17 protein-coding genes are annotated in these 16,448 nt (G+C 51.6%); 10 read left to right on the top strand and 7 right to left on the bottom strand.

Features of this window, described 5'->3' with window-relative positions:
* The first annotated feature begins 16 nt into the window (after positions 1–16).
* From ftsL to mraY, 8 genes are all read left to right on the top strand, one after another.
* The gene (gene ftsL, locus NSCA4_RS0105530; protein WP_016687212.1) at positions 17–280 is read left to right on the top strand and encodes a cell division protein FtsL; all 264 of its coding nucleotides are present in this window, start codon (positions 17–19) and stop codon (positions 278–280) included.
* 86 nt (positions 281–366) lie between these two features.
* Entirely contained in the window at positions 367–2,115 is a 1,749-nt protein-coding gene (gene penA / locus NSCA4_RS0105525) for a peptidoglycan D,D-transpeptidase PBP2 (RefSeq protein WP_029609561.1), read from the top strand.
* A 24-nt stretch (positions 2,116–2,139) separates the two neighbouring features.
* Positions 2,140–3,618 (top strand): UDP-N-acetylmuramoyl-L-alanyl-D-glutamate--2,6-diaminopimelate ligase, encoded by a 1,479-nt coding sequence (locus tag NSCA4_RS0105520; protein ID WP_016687210.1) that lies wholly within the window; start codon positions 2,140–2,142, stop codon positions 3,616–3,618.
* Between the two features lie 187 nt (positions 3,619–3,805).
* Positions 3,806–4,327 carry a M23 family metallopeptidase gene (locus NSCA4_RS0105515; protein ID WP_016687209.1) on the top strand — a complete coding sequence of 174 codons (522 nt, stop codon included), beginning with the start codon at positions 3,806–3,808 and terminating at the stop codon, positions 4,325–4,327.
* 53 nt (positions 4,328–4,380) lie between these two features.
* Positions 4,381–5,394, top strand: a complete 1,014-nt coding sequence (locus NSCA4_RS0105510) for a hypothetical protein (protein ID WP_016687208.1) — start codon at positions 4,381–4,383, stop codon at positions 5,392–5,394.
* A 31-nt stretch (positions 5,395–5,425) separates the two neighbouring features.
* Positions 5,426–6,793 carry a UDP-N-acetylmuramoyl-tripeptide--D-alanyl-D-alanine ligase gene (locus tag NSCA4_RS0105505; protein WP_016687207.1) on the top strand — a complete coding sequence of 456 codons (1,368 nt, stop codon included), beginning with the start codon at positions 5,426–5,428 and terminating at the stop codon, positions 6,791–6,793.
* A 2-nt stretch (positions 6,794–6,795) separates the two neighbouring features.
* Positions 6,796–6,984 (top strand): hypothetical protein, encoded by a 189-nt coding sequence (locus tag NSCA4_RS0105500; RefSeq protein WP_016687206.1) that lies wholly within the window; start codon positions 6,796–6,798, stop codon positions 6,982–6,984.
* Positions 6,985–7,178: 194 nt separating this feature from the next.
* Positions 7,179–8,261: a phospho-N-acetylmuramoyl-pentapeptide-transferase gene (mraY, locus tag NSCA4_RS0105495; protein ID WP_016687205.1), complete on the top strand. Its 1,083-nt coding sequence runs from the start codon at positions 7,179–7,181 to the stop codon at positions 8,259–8,261.
* A 165-nt stretch (positions 8,262–8,426) separates the two neighbouring features.
* On the opposite strand, the gene NSCA4_RS0105490 is transcribed toward mraY, so the two are convergent.
* The 4 genes from NSCA4_RS0105490 to NSCA4_RS12870 are packed head-to-tail and all read right to left on the bottom strand — an operon-like array spanning position 8,427 to position 10,981.
* Positions 8,427–9,089, bottom strand: a complete 663-nt coding sequence (locus tag NSCA4_RS0105490; RefSeq protein ID WP_303660079.1) for an NAD(P)H-dependent oxidoreductase — start codon at positions 9,087–9,089, stop codon at positions 8,427–8,429.
* Complete coding sequence (locus NSCA4_RS0105485) at positions 9,083–10,210, bottom strand: Gfo/Idh/MocA family protein (RefSeq protein ID WP_016687203.1); 1,128 nt, start codon at positions 10,208–10,210, stop codon at positions 9,083–9,085. The genes NSCA4_RS0105490 and NSCA4_RS0105485 overlap by 7 nt, the downstream gene beginning before the upstream one ends.
* Positions 10,203–10,535, bottom strand: coding sequence for a LysR substrate-binding domain-containing protein (locus tag NSCA4_RS16020; protein WP_255265282.1), 333 nt, complete (start codon positions 10,533–10,535; stop codon positions 10,203–10,205). Before NSCA4_RS16020 ends, NSCA4_RS0105485 begins: the two co-directional genes overlap by 8 nt.
* A complete protein-coding gene (locus tag NSCA4_RS12870; RefSeq protein WP_255265280.1) occupies positions 10,448–10,981 on the bottom strand; it encodes a LysR family transcriptional regulator in 534 nt (177 codons plus the stop codon). Before NSCA4_RS12870 ends, NSCA4_RS16020 begins: the two co-directional genes overlap by 88 nt.
* A gap of 87 nt (positions 10,982–11,068) precedes the next feature.
* On the opposite strand from NSCA4_RS12870, the gene NSCA4_RS0105475 reads away from it, so the two are divergent.
* Positions 11,069–11,461 (top strand): CidA/LrgA family protein, encoded by a 393-nt coding sequence (locus NSCA4_RS0105475; RefSeq protein ID WP_016687202.1) that lies wholly within the window; start codon positions 11,069–11,071, stop codon positions 11,459–11,461.
* A gap of 12 nt (positions 11,462–11,473) precedes the next feature.
* A complete protein-coding gene (locus NSCA4_RS0105470) occupies positions 11,474–12,169 on the top strand; it encodes an LrgB family protein (protein WP_016687201.1) in 696 nt (231 codons plus the stop codon).
* Positions 12,170–12,399: 230 nt separating this feature from the next.
* On the opposite strand, the gene NSCA4_RS0105465 is transcribed toward NSCA4_RS0105470, so the two are convergent.
* The 3 genes from NSCA4_RS0105465 to NSCA4_RS0105455 form a co-directional block, all read right to left on the bottom strand.
* Positions 12,400–14,592, bottom strand: coding sequence for a polysaccharide biosynthesis tyrosine autokinase (locus NSCA4_RS0105465; protein WP_016687200.1), 2,193 nt, complete (start codon positions 14,590–14,592; stop codon positions 12,400–12,402).
* 47 nt (positions 14,593–14,639) lie between these two features.
* Complete coding sequence (locus tag NSCA4_RS0105460) at positions 14,640–15,086, bottom strand: low molecular weight protein-tyrosine-phosphatase (RefSeq protein WP_029609560.1); 447 nt, start codon at positions 15,084–15,086, stop codon at positions 14,640–14,642.
* A 168-nt stretch (positions 15,087–15,254) separates the two neighbouring features.
* Positions 15,255–16,388, bottom strand: coding sequence for a polysaccharide export protein (locus tag NSCA4_RS0105455; RefSeq protein WP_016687198.1), 1,134 nt, complete (start codon positions 16,386–16,388; stop codon positions 15,255–15,257).
* Between the last annotated feature and the right edge of the window lie 60 nt (positions 16,389–16,448).

Here is a 16,448-nt window from a genome sequence, read left to right as displayed (position 1 = left end):
AGGTCGTCTGAAAATAATGAATAAATTAAATATCCTTTTGTTGGTCTTGGTATCGGTATCTGCTTTTTCAGTAGTTACTGTGCAAGACCAATCGCGTTTGCACTTCATCGCTTTGGATAAAGCGCAAAAGCAGGAAATCAAGCTTGATCAGGACTATGCGCGCTTGAAATTGGATCAGGCGCGGCTGGCAAATCACAAGCTGATTAAGGTGGCGGCTGAGAAGCAGCGCCTCAAACCGCCCGGCGCGGATAATACTGTGATGGTGGAGAGAAAAAAATAATATTAATAATGATAAGCCTGAAAAATCTTGGATTTGGAGGGTTTGCGGAACGTAGTTCGGCAAATACATAATATGAGAATTTTAAGATGTTGATTAAGAACGAATATAAGCCTCGGATGCTGCCTAAGACCGAGAAGGTAAAAAAACCCGTCACCAGCGACGGGCGTATCCGTATTGTTTTGGGGTGTATGGCTCTTGCTTTCACTGCATTGCTCGGGCGCGGTATTTATCTGCAAACGACGCAACATGAGTTTTTGAAAAATCAGGGCGATCAGCGTTTCGTCCGCACTCTGAAGCTTCCGGCTTCACGGGGTATGATTACCGACCGCAACGGCGCAACTCTAGCTTTGAGTGCGCCGACAGAATCTTTGTATGCCATGCCTTCGGGTATGGAGGAGATGCCGACTGCCCAACGATTGGCCGCATTGTCGGATATTGTCGATGTGCCTGTTGACGTACTCTCGGAAAAACTTTCAAAAAAAGAGAAGGACTTCGTTTATCTCAAACGGCAGTTGAGTCAAGAAAAAGCTGATGCAGTTACTGCCTTGGGTATTAAAGGCTTGGCATTCCAGAAAGAGCTGAAACGCCATTATCCGATGGGCAACCTGTTCGCGCACGTTATCGGTTTCACCAATATCGACGGCAAAGGTCAGGAAGGTTTGGAACTGTCGCGTGAAGACAGTCTGCATGGTGCGGACGGTGCGAAAGTGGTTTTGCGCGACAATAAAGGCAATATCGTCGATAGTTTGGATTCTCCGCGCAACAGCGATCCGAAAAACGGTCAGGACATGGTTTTGTCTTTGGATCAACGCATCCAAACACTTGCTTATGACGAATTGAATAAGGCGGTGGCTTATCACAAAGCCAAAGCAGGTACGGTTGTGGTATTGGATGCGCAAACCGGCGAAATCTTGGCTCTGGTCAACAGCCCTGCCTATGATCCTAACCAGCCGGGCAGTGCAGATAGCGAACAGCGCCGTAACCGCGCCGTTACCGATATGATCGAGCCGGGTTCTGCCATGAAGCCGTTTACAATTGCCAAAGCATTGGATTCCGGCAAAGTCGGTGTTGCTGATCGTTTTAACACCATGCCTTATAAAATCGGCCCCGCTACCGTACGCGATACCCATGTGTATCCTACTTTGGATGTGCGCGGCATTATGCAAAAATCTTCCAACGTCGGTACCAGCAAACTGTCTGCAAAATTCACACCTAAAGAAATGTATGATTTTTATCATGATTTGGGTGTTGGTGTGCGGATGCACTCCGGTTTCCCGGGTGAGACGGCCGGTCTTTTGAGAAGCTGGCGCAGATGGCAGCCGATTGAACAGGCAACCATGTCTTTCGGTTACGGCTTGCAATTGAGCCTGCTGCAATTGGCGCGTGCTTATACCATGTTGACACATGACGGCGAATTGTTGCCGGTCAGCTTTGAGAAACAGGCAGTTGCGCCAAAAGGCAAACGCGTCATTAAAGCTTCAACCGCGCGTGAAGTTCGTGATTTGATGGTTTCTGTAACCGAACCCGGCGGTACAGGTACGGCAGGTGCGGTAGATGGTTTCGACGTCGGCGCGAAAACCGGTACAGCGCGTAAGTTGGTCAACGGACGTTACGTCGATAACAAACACGTCGCCACTTTCATCGGTTTTGCACCTGCCAAAAATCCCCGTGTGATTGTGGCGGTAACCATCGATGAGCCGACTGCAAACGGTTACTACGGCGGTGTAGTGGCAGGTCCGGTCTTCAAGCAAGTCATGGGCGGTAGCCTGAACATTTTGGGCGTTTCTCCGACCAAACCTCTGACTAATGTTGCAGCCGTCAAAACACCGTCTTAATCCGAGTATCAACGAGATTATTTTATGTTCAGCAAGTTAACCCCTTTAGCTGAAACCAACATTCCGCCTCTGCTGTGTGCAAACGCAGCAGGGCGTTTGTTGCATTCAGACAGCCGTCAAATCAAACAAGGTGATATTTTCGTTGCCTGCCAGGGCGAATATACCGACGGCCGCAGTTATATCCCCGCTGCCATTGCCAACGGCGCGGCTTTTGTTTTTTGGGACGACGACGGCAAATTTGCGTGGGATCCCGAATGGAAAGTCCCCAATCAAGGCATCAAAGATTTGAAACACCGTGCCGGTATGTTGGCGGCGCAAGTGTACAGCAACGTTTCAGACGACCTCAAAGTCTGGGGCGTAACCGGCACCAACGGCAAAACCTCCATCACACAATGGCTGGCGCAAGCCGCCGATTTGTTGGGCGAAAAAACCGCCATCATCGGCACGGTCGGCAACGGCTTTTGGGGCGCATTGGAAGAAACCACGCACACCACCCCCGCCCCCGTCGATGTCCAAACCCTGCTCTACCGTTTCCGTCAACAAGGCGCAACAGCCGCTGCGATGGAAGTCTCCAGCCACGGTCTTGACCAGTCGCGCGTCAACGGCGTGCCATTCCGCAGCGCAATCTTCACCAATCTCACACGCGACCACCTCGACTACCACGGCACGATGGAAGCCTACGGTGCCATCAAGTCTCGCCTGTTTTACTGGCACGGCTTGAAACACGCCGTCATCAACGTAGATGACGAATACGGCGCAGAACTCGCAGGTCGTCTGAAAAAAGACTGTCCCGATTTGGCCGTTTACGGCTACGGCTTCAGCGAACACGCCGACATCCGCATTGTTCATTTCACCGCTTCTTCAGACGGCATGGAAGCCGTATTCCAAACCCCGTGGGGTGAAGGACGCTGCCGCACGCGCCTGCTCGGACGGTTCAACGCGCAAAACCTCGCCGCCTGCATCGCCTTGCTTTGTGCCAACGGTTATCCGCTTGATAAAGTATTGGGTGTGCTGGCAAAAATCCGTCCCGCCTCAGGCCGTATGGACTGCATTATGAACAGCGGCAAGCCCTTGGTCGTTGTCGATTACGCCCACACGCCCGACGCATTGGAAAAAGCACTCTCCACCTTGCAGGAAATCAAACCGCAGGGCGCGGCTTTGTGGTGCGTATTCGGTTGCGGCGGCAACCGCGATCGCGGCAAACGCCCGCTGATGGGCGCGGCAGCCGTACAGGGCGCGGATAAAGTCGTCGTAACCAGCGACAACCCGCGTTTGGAAAATCCGCAAGACATCATCAACGACATCCTGCCCGCCGTTCCCGCGCCCGAATGCGTCGAAGCCGACCGCGCCGCCGCCATCCGTCACGCAGTCGAACGTGCCGCCGCAAACGACATCATTCTAATTGCCGGTAAAGGACACGAAAATTATCAGGACATGCAGGGTGTGAAGCATCATTTTTCTGATTTCGAAGTGGCAGAGAAAGCATTGGCAGAGCGGATATAACAACGGGTTCCAAAGTTTTCAGACGACCTGAAGGCCATCAAGGTCGTCTGAAAACGTTTATCTCCCACAATAAAAGCAACACGACACACGCATTACGGCACGTCAGCCATTAAACCTATCACAATTGTTTCAGACGACACTGATTTCGAATTTCAAAGGTCGTCTGAAAAACGAGGAGACCGATTTGATGCTAAAAATGCCGATAAAAGCCCTTTTAATCATTGCAGCCATGATTTTATTCGCGGGCTGTACCACCAAACAACTGCCGCGTCCGAGCGCTGAAATTGCCGAACTGAGGGCGAAAGAGCCGCCGGCGGCGCAAAGTCTGCCCAATCCTGTCAAAGGCAAGCGTTTTGACGACACTTGGGGCGCAGCGCGCAGTCAAGGACGCAGACATGAAGGCGTGGATATTTTCGCTAAGAAAAACACGCCGATACGCAGCACAACACCCGGTATCGTAACCAAAATCGGGCGCAACCGATTGGGTGGCAAAGTCATTGGCATACAAGGACCGGGCGCATGGCACTATTATGCCCACCTCAACAAATTCGCCAACGTCCGCCTGTACGAACGTGTGAAAGAAGGACAGGTCATCGGCTATGTCGGCAAAACCGGCAATGCCAAAACCACACCCGCCCATTTGCATTACGGCGTTTATTTGCCAAGCGGTGCGATCAATCCGTATCCGTTGATTAATCAGGAAAGATAAAATTTTCAAACGTCGTCTGAAATAAATTTTGAAACAAATAAAGAGGGAACATTATGGGTATTTTTCGCTGCAATAAATGCGGCTGCATGAATGAGCATGACTACGAATCCGGAATGAGTGAAATTACTTGTCCAAAATGCACGGCTCCGGTTAAGGTTTACGACACTTTATTTTTTATCAGTAAATTGTTAGAACGTTATTTTTCGGTGAACCGGGAATTGCAGGCTTTGAAGCAACAGGAAGACGGTGGGGAGGAAAATGTACAGCAAGATACCGGTTCGGAAAACCAAAATTATAATCCGCTGGCAGGCGTCAATTTATCGGAAACTGACATTTTAGCTACTGAAAAACAGCATGAGCCAATACGGCAATGGTTTGCCCGAGCCAATATTGTGCCAATGTTTAACTTACAGGCGGTAAATATGAGCGGTTTTTTTGATGAGGCTGCCGCTAAATTGGGCAGCAATTATCAGATTACTAAAAATATGTTGGGTCAGATCAGTTGGGCATATAGCCACAACCATACAAGCATTAGTTTGGATGTCGGCAAAATGTCGCAAAAAGATGGGCAAACAATGAATAATCTATGCCGACAATTTTATAGCCATACTCTGTTTTCTAAGTATTTTTATCAGAAACAGGAAAAAATTGTCCGCTTGAATCTGCAACGTGCCACTGCCATCAAACACTTTTTTTGTGGTGGATGGCTTGAATGGTTTGCGTTGGGCAAAATGCTTGAAGAAGCAAAACAAAAAGGCAAGGATTATGCTTTTTCTTGCGCGCGAAATGTAAAAGTCAAATTCGGCAATGAAGATAAACAGGAGTTGGATGTCGTATTATTGCCGATAGGTAAAGAGCCGATTGTGGTGGAATGTAAATCAGGGGAATTCAGACGAGACATTGAAAAATATGTACGCTTGAAAAAACGATTGAATTTGCCGGATGACCGTTTTGTGATATTGGCTGCCGATTTAGAGGAAAACCAGGCAGTAGCATTAGGCAGTATGTACGGTTTAACTTTTGTTACACCTAAATCTATGATGAAACATTTACGGATGGTTATGTAAGGCCGTCTGAAAAAAACAAACGAAAGAAACCATGAAACCACTAGACCTAAATTTCATCTGCCAAACCCTCAACCTTCCGCTGCCGTCTGAAAACAAACCTGTTTCGCGCATTGTTACCGACAGCCGCGACATCCGCGCGGGCGATGTGTTTTTCGCATTGGCGGGCGAGCGGTTTGACGCGCATGATTTTGTTGAAGACGTATTGGCAGCGGGTGCGGCGGCGGTTGTGGTTTCGCGCGAAGATTGCGCTGCAATGGATGGCGCATTGAAAGTCGATGACACACTTGCCGCATTGCAAACGCTGGCGAAGGCGTGGCGCGGGAATGTGAACCCGTTTGTGTTCGGCATTACCGGCTCTGGTGGCAAGACGACGGTGAAGGAAATGCTGGCTGCGGTATTGCGCCGCCGTTTCGGCGATGATGCCGTTTTGGCGACGGCGGGCAACTTCAACAACCATATTGGGCTGCCGCTGACTTTGTTGAAATTAAACGAAAAACACTGCTATGCCGTGATCGAAATGGGTATGAACCATTTCGGCGAACTGGCGGTTTTGACGCAAATTGCCAAACCCGATGCCGCTTTGGTCAACAACGCCCTGCGCGCCCATGTCGGCTGCGGTTTTGACGGCACGCTCGATATTGCCAAGGCGAAAAGCGAGATTTATCAAGGTTTGGGCGAAGACGGATTGGCTTTGATTCCGTGCGAAGACGAACATGCCGCCGTGTTTCAGATGACCTCCCAAGGTCATCAGCAACAGACTTTCGGCGTCGATAGCGGCGATGTCCACGCGGAAAATATCGTGCTGGAACCTTTGTCGTGCGAATTTGATTTGGTGTGCGGCAACGAGCGTGCTGCGGTGGTGCTGCCTGTTCCCGGTCACCACAATATCCACAACGCCGCCGCCGCCGCCGCGCTAGCTTTGGCGGCTGGTTTGAGTTTGAACGATGTGGCGGAAGGTTTGAAAGGTTTCAGCAACATCAAAGGTCGTCTGAACGTCAAATCCGGCATCAAAGGAGCGACCTTGATTGACGATACTTACAACGCGAACCCCGACAGCATGAAAGCTGCGATTGACGTGTTGGCGCGTATGCCTGCGCCGCGTATTTTCGTGATGGGCGATATGGGCGAACTGGGCGAAGACGAAGCCGCCGCCATGCACGCTGAAGTCGGCGCGTACGCCCGCGACCAAGGTATCGAAGCGGCTTATTTTGTCGGCGACAACAGCGTCGAAGCGGCGGAAACGTTTGGTGCGGACGGTTTGTGGTTTGCCGCCAAAGACCCGTTGATTCAAGTGTTGAGCCACGATTTGCCCGAACGCGCCACCGTATTGGTGAAAGGTTCGCGCTTTATGAAAATGGAAGAAGTGGTCGAGGCGTTGATGGATAAAGAGGTCGTCTGAAAATGAACAGCCGCGGTTTTGTGAAAGCCTTATTGCTGATTGCCGCGCTGATTGGCGCGTTTTATGCCGGAATGCAGACGCAGGCGTATCTTTATGATGACCTTTGTCTGGACTTGGGCGGCGGCAAGAATCCGGGGAATTATCCGGTTTGCGTGATTGAGAAAGACGCGAACGCCGCCTCCGCTCCATAACGCCGCCCGCGGTCTGGATAACGGATAAAAGTTCCCTAAAAACCTGAATATAAAGTGAACTTCATTAAGCCCTGACTGTCATAACCTGCTTGATAATCTACAAAGGTCGTCTGAAACTTTTTCAGACGACCCCAAAACCAAACTTTAAAACGGGCGATAAGCCCAATGTAACAACAAAAACAAAAGGAAGCCCCATGTTTTTATGGCTTGCACATTTCAGTAACTGGTTGTCCGGTCTGAATGTCTTTCAATACACCACATTCCGCGCCGTCATGGCAGCCTTGACCGCCTTGGCGTTTTCCCTGTTGCTCGGTCCATGGACCATCCGCAAACTGACGCAGTTAAAAGTCGGGCAGGCAGTGCGTACCGACGGGCCGCAGACCCACCTTATCAAAAACGGTACGCCGACGATGGGCGGCTCGCTGATTCTGACCGCCATCACCGTGTCCACAATCTTGTGGGGCAACTGGGCAAACCCATATATTTGGATTCTTTTGGGCGTATTGCTCGCCACGGGCGCACTCGGTTTTTACGACGACTGGCGCAAAGTCGTCTATAAAGACCCCGACGGCGTTTCTCCCAAATTCAAAATGGTGTGGCAGTCAAGCGTCGCCATTATCGCCGCGCTTGCCCTGTTCTTCCTTGCTGAAAACTCCTCCAACAACATCCTGATCGTTCCCTTCTTCAAGCAAGTCGCCTTGCCGTTGGGGGTAGTCGGCTTCGTCGTCCTGACCTATCTGACCATCGTCGGTACTTCCAACGCCGTCAACCTGACCGACGGCCTTGACGGCCTTGCCGCCTTCCCCGTCGTTCTCGTCGCCGCCGGCCTCTCCATCTTCGCCTACGCCAGCGGACACTCGCAATTCGCCCAATACCTGCAACTGCCTTATGTCGCAGGCGCGAACGAAGTCGTGATTTTCTGTACCGCCATGTGCGGCGCGTGTCTCGGATTTTTGTGGTTCAACGCCTATCCCGCGCACGTTTTCATGGGCGACGTCGGTGCGCTGGCGTTGGGTGCGGCACTCGGTACCGTTGCCGTCATCGTCCGCCAGGAGTTCGTCCTCGTCATCATGGGCGGCCTGTTCGTCGTAGAAGCCGTATCCGTCATGCTTCAGGTCGGCTGGTATAAGAAAACCAAAAAACGCATCTTCCTGATGGCGCCTATCCACCACCACTACGAACAAAAAGGCTGGAAAGAAACCCAAGTCGTCGTCCGTTTCTGGATCATCACCATCGTCTTGGTGCTAATCGGATTGAGTACGCTGAAAATCCGTTAACTATTCGGATCAATATCGAAAAGGTCGTCTGAAACAGATTTCAGACGACCTTTTTTATTTTTTGAGAGAGAAACAGAAATCACAGGATTTGTTTTGACGGCTTGCAAAAATATCTGTTTGAAACGATACGGTGATTTCTGTTCAACCCTTTAGATTTAATCGGCGCTACTCCGCCCAAATCACCGTTTCCGATGCATCGCGGCGCGGTTTCGGGGTGATGTCGCGCACACGGTAGCCAAAGGTTGCGGCGACGGACAAGCCGTAATGTTCAGTATCGAGCAATCCGGCTTCGGCAAGGATTTTTTCCACTTCGGCATACTCCATGCCTTCGATGGCGCAAGAATCGATGCCGAGCATCGCCGCGCCGGTGAGCATATTGCCCAGCGCGATGTAGGTTTGCTTGCTTGCCCAGTCAAACAGGGCGCGTTCGTCGTCGGCGATGGGCATATCGTGGGTTTGGAAACGGCGGTAGCGTTCAAGTGCCCCTGACCGTTCTTCAGCGGTCATACCGCGTCTGTCCATCATTTCTTCAAAAGCGGGACTGTCGTAGCGGGCGTGTTTCCGTGCCAACAGGAAAACGACGTGGCTGGCAACCGAAATGGAAGCCTGCATCCCCCAAGCGAAGGGTTTGATTTTTTCGCGCAATGCCGCGTTCTGCACAACCACAAACTGCCACGGCTCGAAGCCGACGGAGCTGGGCGAGAGGAGGCCGAAATCAAGGATGGCGGCAAAATCTTCGGTACTGATTTTGCGTGCAGGATCGTAATAGCGGACGGAAACGCGCCGTTTGAAAATTTCGAGGGCTTGTTCGCGGGTAAGTATCATGATGATTCCTTTGATTGATTATGAAAGGGACTTCCTTTCGAATAGTAAGAATGGTCAAACGTTTGCAAAGTTTGCAGCACCAGCGGCAGCGAAACCGTTTGACGGTTGTGTGCAGAAAGGTAGGCGGCGTTAATCAGCTCCAGCGATTTCAAGCCTTCCCGCCCGTCGACAACAGGCTCAGCCTTGCCGCGCAAGACATCGACAACATTCCGATAATACAGCGGATGCCCGAAACCGTACACCGACGTGGTTTCATAATTGGCGGTTTTGACCTGTTCGTCGTAATCGCGCTCGTCGGCAAAATTCCATTCCTGAATTTCGTTCACCGCCATGCCGCCGATGCGTACCGTGCCGGTTTTGCCCAAAATGGTAATCGAGCCTTCGAGGTTTTTCGGATAAGTGCACATGGTTACCGCCATCGAACCGAGCGTGCCGTCGCGCCAACGGAGGTTCATCACGCCCGTGTCTTCGGCTTCAATTTTGCGGTGGGTCGCAATCATCGCCTGCACTTCCGCCACCGGGCCGATGAGCCATTCCATCAAATCGACGTAGTGGCTTGCCTGATTCATGAACGCGCCGCCGTCCAGCTTCCAAGTGCCGCGCCAACCGCCTCCTTGGTCGTAATACGACTGCGGGCGCGTCCAAAAAACATTCAGATGCACCATATAGATTTTGCCGAAGCGTTGTTCCGTGACCGCGCGTTTGAGTAGTTGCAGCGTGGCGTTGAGGCGGTTTTGTTTCACGACAAACAAGCGTTTGCCCGCTTTGTCGGCGGCTTGAACCATGCGTTCGCCGTCAGTAAAGCAGGTTGCCATCGGCTTTTCGGTGACGACGTGAAAACCCGCTTCCAATGCCTGAACCGCCTGCTCGGGATGTAAGCCGGACGGTGTGGTGATGACGATTACGTCGGCATCGGTTTCCGTCAGCATTTCGGTATAGTGGGCATAACCTTTCGCGCCGGTGCGCTTGACCGCTGTTGCAAGCGCGGCAGGATCGATGTCGCACACGGCAACGAGTCCGCAATCTTCTTGCAACACTTCAAACGAGCCGAAATGGTTGTTGGAAATACGGCCGCAACCGACTAAGGCGAATTTTATTTTGCGGTTTTGAATGGTTTCAGACATTTTCAGACGACGTAACTGAAAAAATGGGGGTGTGGATTATAGTGACATTTTGGTGAAGCGTTATAGACGGAAAAGCGCAAAGATATCGTCTGAAAATCTGATTATGGTTTTTCAGACGACCTTTTTCTATTTCCTGAACTCTTCCCCGACGATGCCCAGCCAAGCCCTGAGCGCGGGGGTGGGACGCTGGTGTTTTTTTCCACGCCATCGTCAGTTGCCAGCGGATTTCGGGTTCGGTCAGCGGGACGGCGGCGAAAGTGTCGGGGTTGATTTTGCGGGCGTAGTATTCGGGCAGAAGGGCGATGCCGATATGGTGCGCCACCATGCGGCGAGCAGGTCCCATTGTCCGGTGCGGCAGACGACGTTGGGCGTGAAACCTTGCTGCGGCAGGCGGTTTGGATGGTTTCGTTGAGGGAAAACCCTGAGCCGAACAGGATAAATGGTTCGTGTTGCAGGCTTTTGAGGCTGAGAACGGCGGCGGGCTTGGGCGCGCGGCATGAGGACGACGAGCGGGTACTCGCAAAGGGTAATGCTGTCGAAGTCTTCGTGGACGGGGGCTAGCAGCAGGTCGCGTTCGTGCAGGAGGTTCAGCGCATGGCGGTACACTTCTTCGCCGATGGGCGTAGTGGCAACTTGGCGTTTTTTGCGGCCGTTTTCTTTAACCAGCAGCGGCGCGCCCAGCTCTTCTTCCAATGCCTGTATGGTTTTGCTGACGGTGGGCTGGGTCAGGTTGAGCGCGGATGCGGCGGCGGAAAAACTTTGCAGGCGCACGAGTTCGACGAAACAATGCAGGCTTTTGAAGTCTATTATTTCTCTTGGGCATGATTTTCGTTTTGGAATTAGAGAGTGATAAACCTTATGGATACGCTGACGCGATTTTTTCAGGCGACCTTGCAGCTTGCCGTGGTCGGCTTGGTGTGGCTGGTGTCGGATTTGAGGTGCGCTTTTGCCCATCTGCCTGTTTCTTCGAGCGTATTGGGGCTGTTTTTGATGCTTGCGCTGCTGGGTTTGGGCGTGATTCAAACCGGCATGGTCGAGCGCGGCGCCAAATGGGTGTTGGGCGAACTGGTGTTTTTCTTTATTCCGATTATGGTATCCGTGTTGCAATACCGTGATTTGTTGATTTCCGAAGGCTGGCGGCTTGTGCTGACGATTGCGGTCGGCACCGCGCTAGTGATGATCAGCACGGCGCTGACGCTGAATTTCTGCTACCGCTGGAAACGCCGCCTGCATAAAAAATTGCACGCCTGATAGGGAATTAAAATGGATTACGCCGCGCTTGCCTGCTTCGCTTGGACTTGTTTCGCCTATTTTGTGGCGAAAAAAATCTACCGCAAAAAACCGCTGATGATTTTCTCGCCCGTCGTTACCGTCTCGGTCAGCACCATCATCCTGATGCTGCTTTTAGGCATTTCCTACGATACTTACCACAAATACACGCAAAGCATCGTTTTCCTGCTCACGCCGGTAACGGTCGCCTTCGCCATCCCGATTTATGAAAACCGCGAAGTCATCCGCCGCCAGCTTCCCATCCTGTCAATAGCGATTATGGTCGGCATGTTCGTCGGCGTTGCCAGCGCGTTTTTGATGGGCAATATGTTCCACTTCGACAGCGAAGTCACCAACAGCCTGATGGCGCGCTCGATTTCCACGCCGTTTGCCGTCGTATTGGCAAGTGAAATCCACGGCTCGGCATCGCTGGTGTCGCTGTTCACCATCATCACCGGCTTCGTCGGCATGATATTCGGCGATTTGTTTTTGGCGTTTACACGCATCCGTTTCCATACTGCCAACGGTGTCGCACTGGGCAACGCCGCCCACGGCTTCGGCACTTCTCGTGCCGGACAACGCCACGAAACCGAAGGCGTGATGGCGAGCCTGACTATGATTTTGGCGGGGCTGTTTATGGTCATCATCGGGCAGAGCATGGTGCATTTGGTGGTTTGGCTGATGGGCTGATCGGCAGTTTTACCAAGGTATTGAAACGTCGTCTGAAAAGCCGTTAAGCAAAATCTGATGGCAGTATGGTACCTTGCTGATAGTTTCGGCATTGCACCCTGCTTACGCGGGGCAGGCTATGGCAAACATGATGGAGATTGGGGCTTTTCTTTGAATTGACTGTGTTGATGAGAAAAAAGGTCGTCTGAAAATTTTCAGACGACCTTTTTGACAACAAACCTTACCTATCGTCAGGCCTTTGGTTTTTCTGACGTAGTTTTCTTGGCTGTTTTTTTGCCTTCGGTAGGCGTTATGTAAGAATAGTAGTAGTCGTAAGTGCTGTTTGCCTCGCGTTTCATACCATTGAGGATAACGCCTTTGATGGTGATTTTGTTTTGACGCAGGCGCTCCGCACTGATAGCCAGCTCTTTGGTAGTCGTATTGCCGTAGCGGCTGACCAGTAGGACTGTGCCTGCATGTTGTCCGACAACGACGGCATCGGTTACCGCCAAAACGGGCGGGGTGTCGATGATGACGTAATCGTAACGTTTTTGCGCGTTTGACAACAGTTCTTTGAAACGGTTGTCCATCAGCAGCTCGGACGGATTTTTAGGATAGCTGCCGGTGCTGATGAGGTGCAGGTTGGGAATGTTGGTTTGAGTAACAGCCTGTGCAGGGGAAACTTCCCCGGAAAGAAGATCGGACAGGCCGAATTCGGGTGTTACGTTCAGCAACTGATCCAGATAGCCTTTGCGCATATCCGTATCAATCAGCAAGATGCGTTTACCGGACTGTGCCATCACGGTGGCGAGGTTGGCGGAAATGAAGGATTTACCTGCTTCAGGAGCCGCACCGGTAATCATGAGGATATTATTGCGTGCGTCCAGCATGGAGAAGTAGATGTTGGTACGCAGGGCGCGAATGGCTTCGACGGCGATGTCGGTACTGTCCTCGTTTGCCAAAAGATAGTTGGAACGGCCTTTGAGCGATTTGAACTTGCGCTTGATAAGGTCGCGTTTTTGCTGGGTTTTTGAATGCGGGATAAGGGCTGAGACTTCGAGATCGAGGGCTTCGATTTCTTCAGACGACGTAATGCCGCGGCGCATACGGCCTTGCAGAAGGAACCACATGGAGGCAAGTGCGCCTGCGGCCAGCGCGCCCAATGCGGCGATAACGGCTTTACGCGGGGCGATCGGTTTTTCCGGCGTGTAGGCATGGTCAACGACGCGGACGTTGCCTTGCGCACTGGCTTTCATGATGTTGAGTTCTTGTTGTTTCGCCAAGAGTTGGACGTAGGTCGCTTGGTTGGTTTCTACGTCGCGGGTCAGACGGATGACTTCCTGTTGTGTGTTGGGCAGGCCGGCAATTTGTTGGTTGATTTTGCTCTTGGCGCGTTCGAGGACAGCCAGTTTATCCAAAACGGCTTTATAGGAAGGGTGTTCCGGAGTGTACAGTTCTGCCAAACCCGCTTCTTCGGTTTTGAGCAGGGTGATTTGGGTTTCGATGCTGGTCAGGCTTTCAAGTGCGCCTTTGGACTCAAGCGGAATATCGAGCGAACCGGAGCGTTCGCGATAGGCGTTGAGTTTGTTTTCTGCGTCTTGCAAGGTTTCTTTCAGACGAGGTAATTCTTCGCTGATGAACGCCAAGCCGCTGGACGCGACTTGAACGTCTCGTTCACGGTTTTGGGAGACGTAATTGTCGGCGATGCTGTTAAGAATAGTACTGGTTTTTTTAGGATCGGTATCGGTATAAGACAGGTTGATGATAGGGCTGGTTTTACCTTTACTGATGACCGAGAGCTTGTTTTTTAGGTTTTCGATAGCGCTGAGTTTGGAGAATTTGGTCAGCTCGAAATCTTGCTCTGCCTCAGCAAGAATGCGGTCGACTTTTAAAACGGTTTCGTTATTGACTTTAAGGGGAGCGCCGACGCGGCCTTCTTTAGTTGTACCGTCAGGGAGCGTCAGCAGATAGGTTTTGCTGTCTTTAACGGTCAGTTTGAAAGGTTTGTTGATCCAGTCCTCAGAAACGGTAAACGAACCGATTTTTAGCATAGGATCGTCGCTGCCGCTGAGGTTGTGCACTATATTTCCGAAAATCGGGAAATAGGTGGCTTTGACTTCTTGGTCGAGTTGTAGGTCTTCAACGGTTTTGCCCAATACCAAACGAGATTGAACGAGCTCCACTTCTGCTTCGGACGGGGCGGGTTCGTTGGAAAGCATGTTGTTGATTTCGGTTAGAATCTGGTTTTGTTTGGTTTCGATTTCCAACATGGCATCGGCACGATAGAGCGGGGTGGAGGCCAAACCGATTACGGCACCTGCCAATCCGCCTGCTAAGATTGCAGCGGCGATTTTGTTTTTGTTTTGCCACAGGCTTTGCATTTGTTGGCCGAAGTCGATTTCGTCGTTGCCGGCAGGGGCTGATGAGGGATATTGTTTGTACATCAGTAGACTTTCTTCTTAAACGGGTTCTGTTGTGCGCAGGATGGAGATTATTGCTCTGCCTGTCCGCTCAGTTTATCCGCCCATGTGTCGGCGGCTTGCTCGATTTGTAGGAAGACTGCTTCGAACATTTCACTGCTTTGTTTGAATGGGTCGGGTATATTTTTTTTCGGTAGCCATTGGGCAAGCAAAATAGCTTTGCTGCGTGCAGAGGGTTGAATGTCGGCAACCATGTCGATATGTGCCGGCTCCATGACCAAAATCAAATCCGCTTCGTCGCACATTTGCGGCGTCAGTTGGCGGGCGGTATGTCCTGCGACGATAACGCCGTGTTTGAGGGCAGTTTTGATGGCTTGAAAATCTGCATCTTTTCCCGCCAATGCGTTAATGCCGGCAGAGCTGATACGGTGATTGGGCAGTTTTTTCTGCAAAATACGTTCTGCCGTCGGGGAGCGGCAGATGTTGCCCATACATACTACTAAAATATTTTGAAACATAAGGGAAGCGGTATTTTTCTTGTATAGGGTCAAATCATTATAAAACAGTTTGCGGCCGGATATTTTATCGGTCTGGATGGGGATTCCGTTCATATATTATTCAGAATTCAGACGACTCATACCCGAACCGCTGTTCCGCCTGACAACAGATGTTGCCGGACCGTCAGGTTATTTGAATGTGCTGTCGATAGAGTTGACGTTGGTAACGAAGCTGGTTATTTGCGACACTACGCGGTTCCAACGGGTAACCGGCGCGGCAGTTACATAGACGATGTCGTTGGGGCGCAAGTCAAAATCGTTGCCTAATGCGTAAGCAGTCGCGTCTTTCAGGTTAAGTTGGTAAATATGGATAGGTTTGATAGCATCCTCAGGTGCGCGGCGGATGACGAATACGCCTGTTGCATCGGCTTGAGTTTGGTTCATGCCACCAGCCTCACCCAATGCCTGTGTGAGATTTAAGCCATGATTGCCGATAGGCAGGGTCGCTTGGCGGCCGACTTCGCCCATAACGTACACTTTGCTGTTGCTGTTGTTCGGCACGTAAACGATGTCGCCGTTGCTTAAGAGGTGGTTTTGCGACATGTCGCCGTACTGCATGATGCTTTGCAGGGAAATGGTGCGGTCGACACCGTTGTGCGTCCATTTGATGTTGTGGGTGTCGGCATTTTGCGCCACACCGCCCGCTTGGTTGACGGCATCAAGGATGGTCATGGGGACGTTGGTAATCGGCAGTTGTCCGGCTTGTCCGACCGCCCCGGCAACGGATACGCGTTGCGAGCGGAATTCGGTTACGTTGATGGCGACTTGGGGATTTTTAAGATAGCGTTTCAGACGACCTGTCAGGATGTTTTGCAGCTCGTCTATGGTTTTGCCTTGCGCTTGGATTTTGCCGACCAGCGGATAGGTGATGTAACCGCCTTCGTCCACCCATGCGCCACGGCTGACTTGGTTGGTTTGCGGGTTGCTTTGTTGTACGGGCGAATTGAGGTCGGTGTGCGCCCAGACCATGATGTTCAATACGTCGCCTTTGCCGATGTGGTAGCGGTAGGCGGCTTTGCTGCGCTCAAGCACACCGTTGTTTTGTGACAACACTGGAGGTTTGCGCATTTTTTCAACGAGGCCGAAGGTAATCGGATATATGGCGACGCGCTTGTCGAATTTGGTGTCTGCTACGGTTTCGCCGTTTTCGTAAACGATGGTTTTGTTGCGTGTGTTGATGGTGGAGCCGGGAATGACGGTGCTGCTGTTGCAGGCGGTCAGTGCCATCAGGGACAGGCTGATGAGGGCAAGCTGTTTTTTCATGTCGGTATCCTTGTCAGTCTTATCGGGGTCGTCTGAAAACTTTCAGACGACCTTTTTGTG

It is taken from the genome of Neisseria sicca 4320 (assembly GCF_000193735.1).
GTDB classification, from domain to species: Bacteria; Pseudomonadota; Gammaproteobacteria; order Burkholderiales; family Neisseriaceae; genus Neisseria; species Neisseria sicca_E.
Note: the sequence above shows the minus strand (reverse complement) of the source record. Positions and strands in the feature narration are given on the sequence as shown.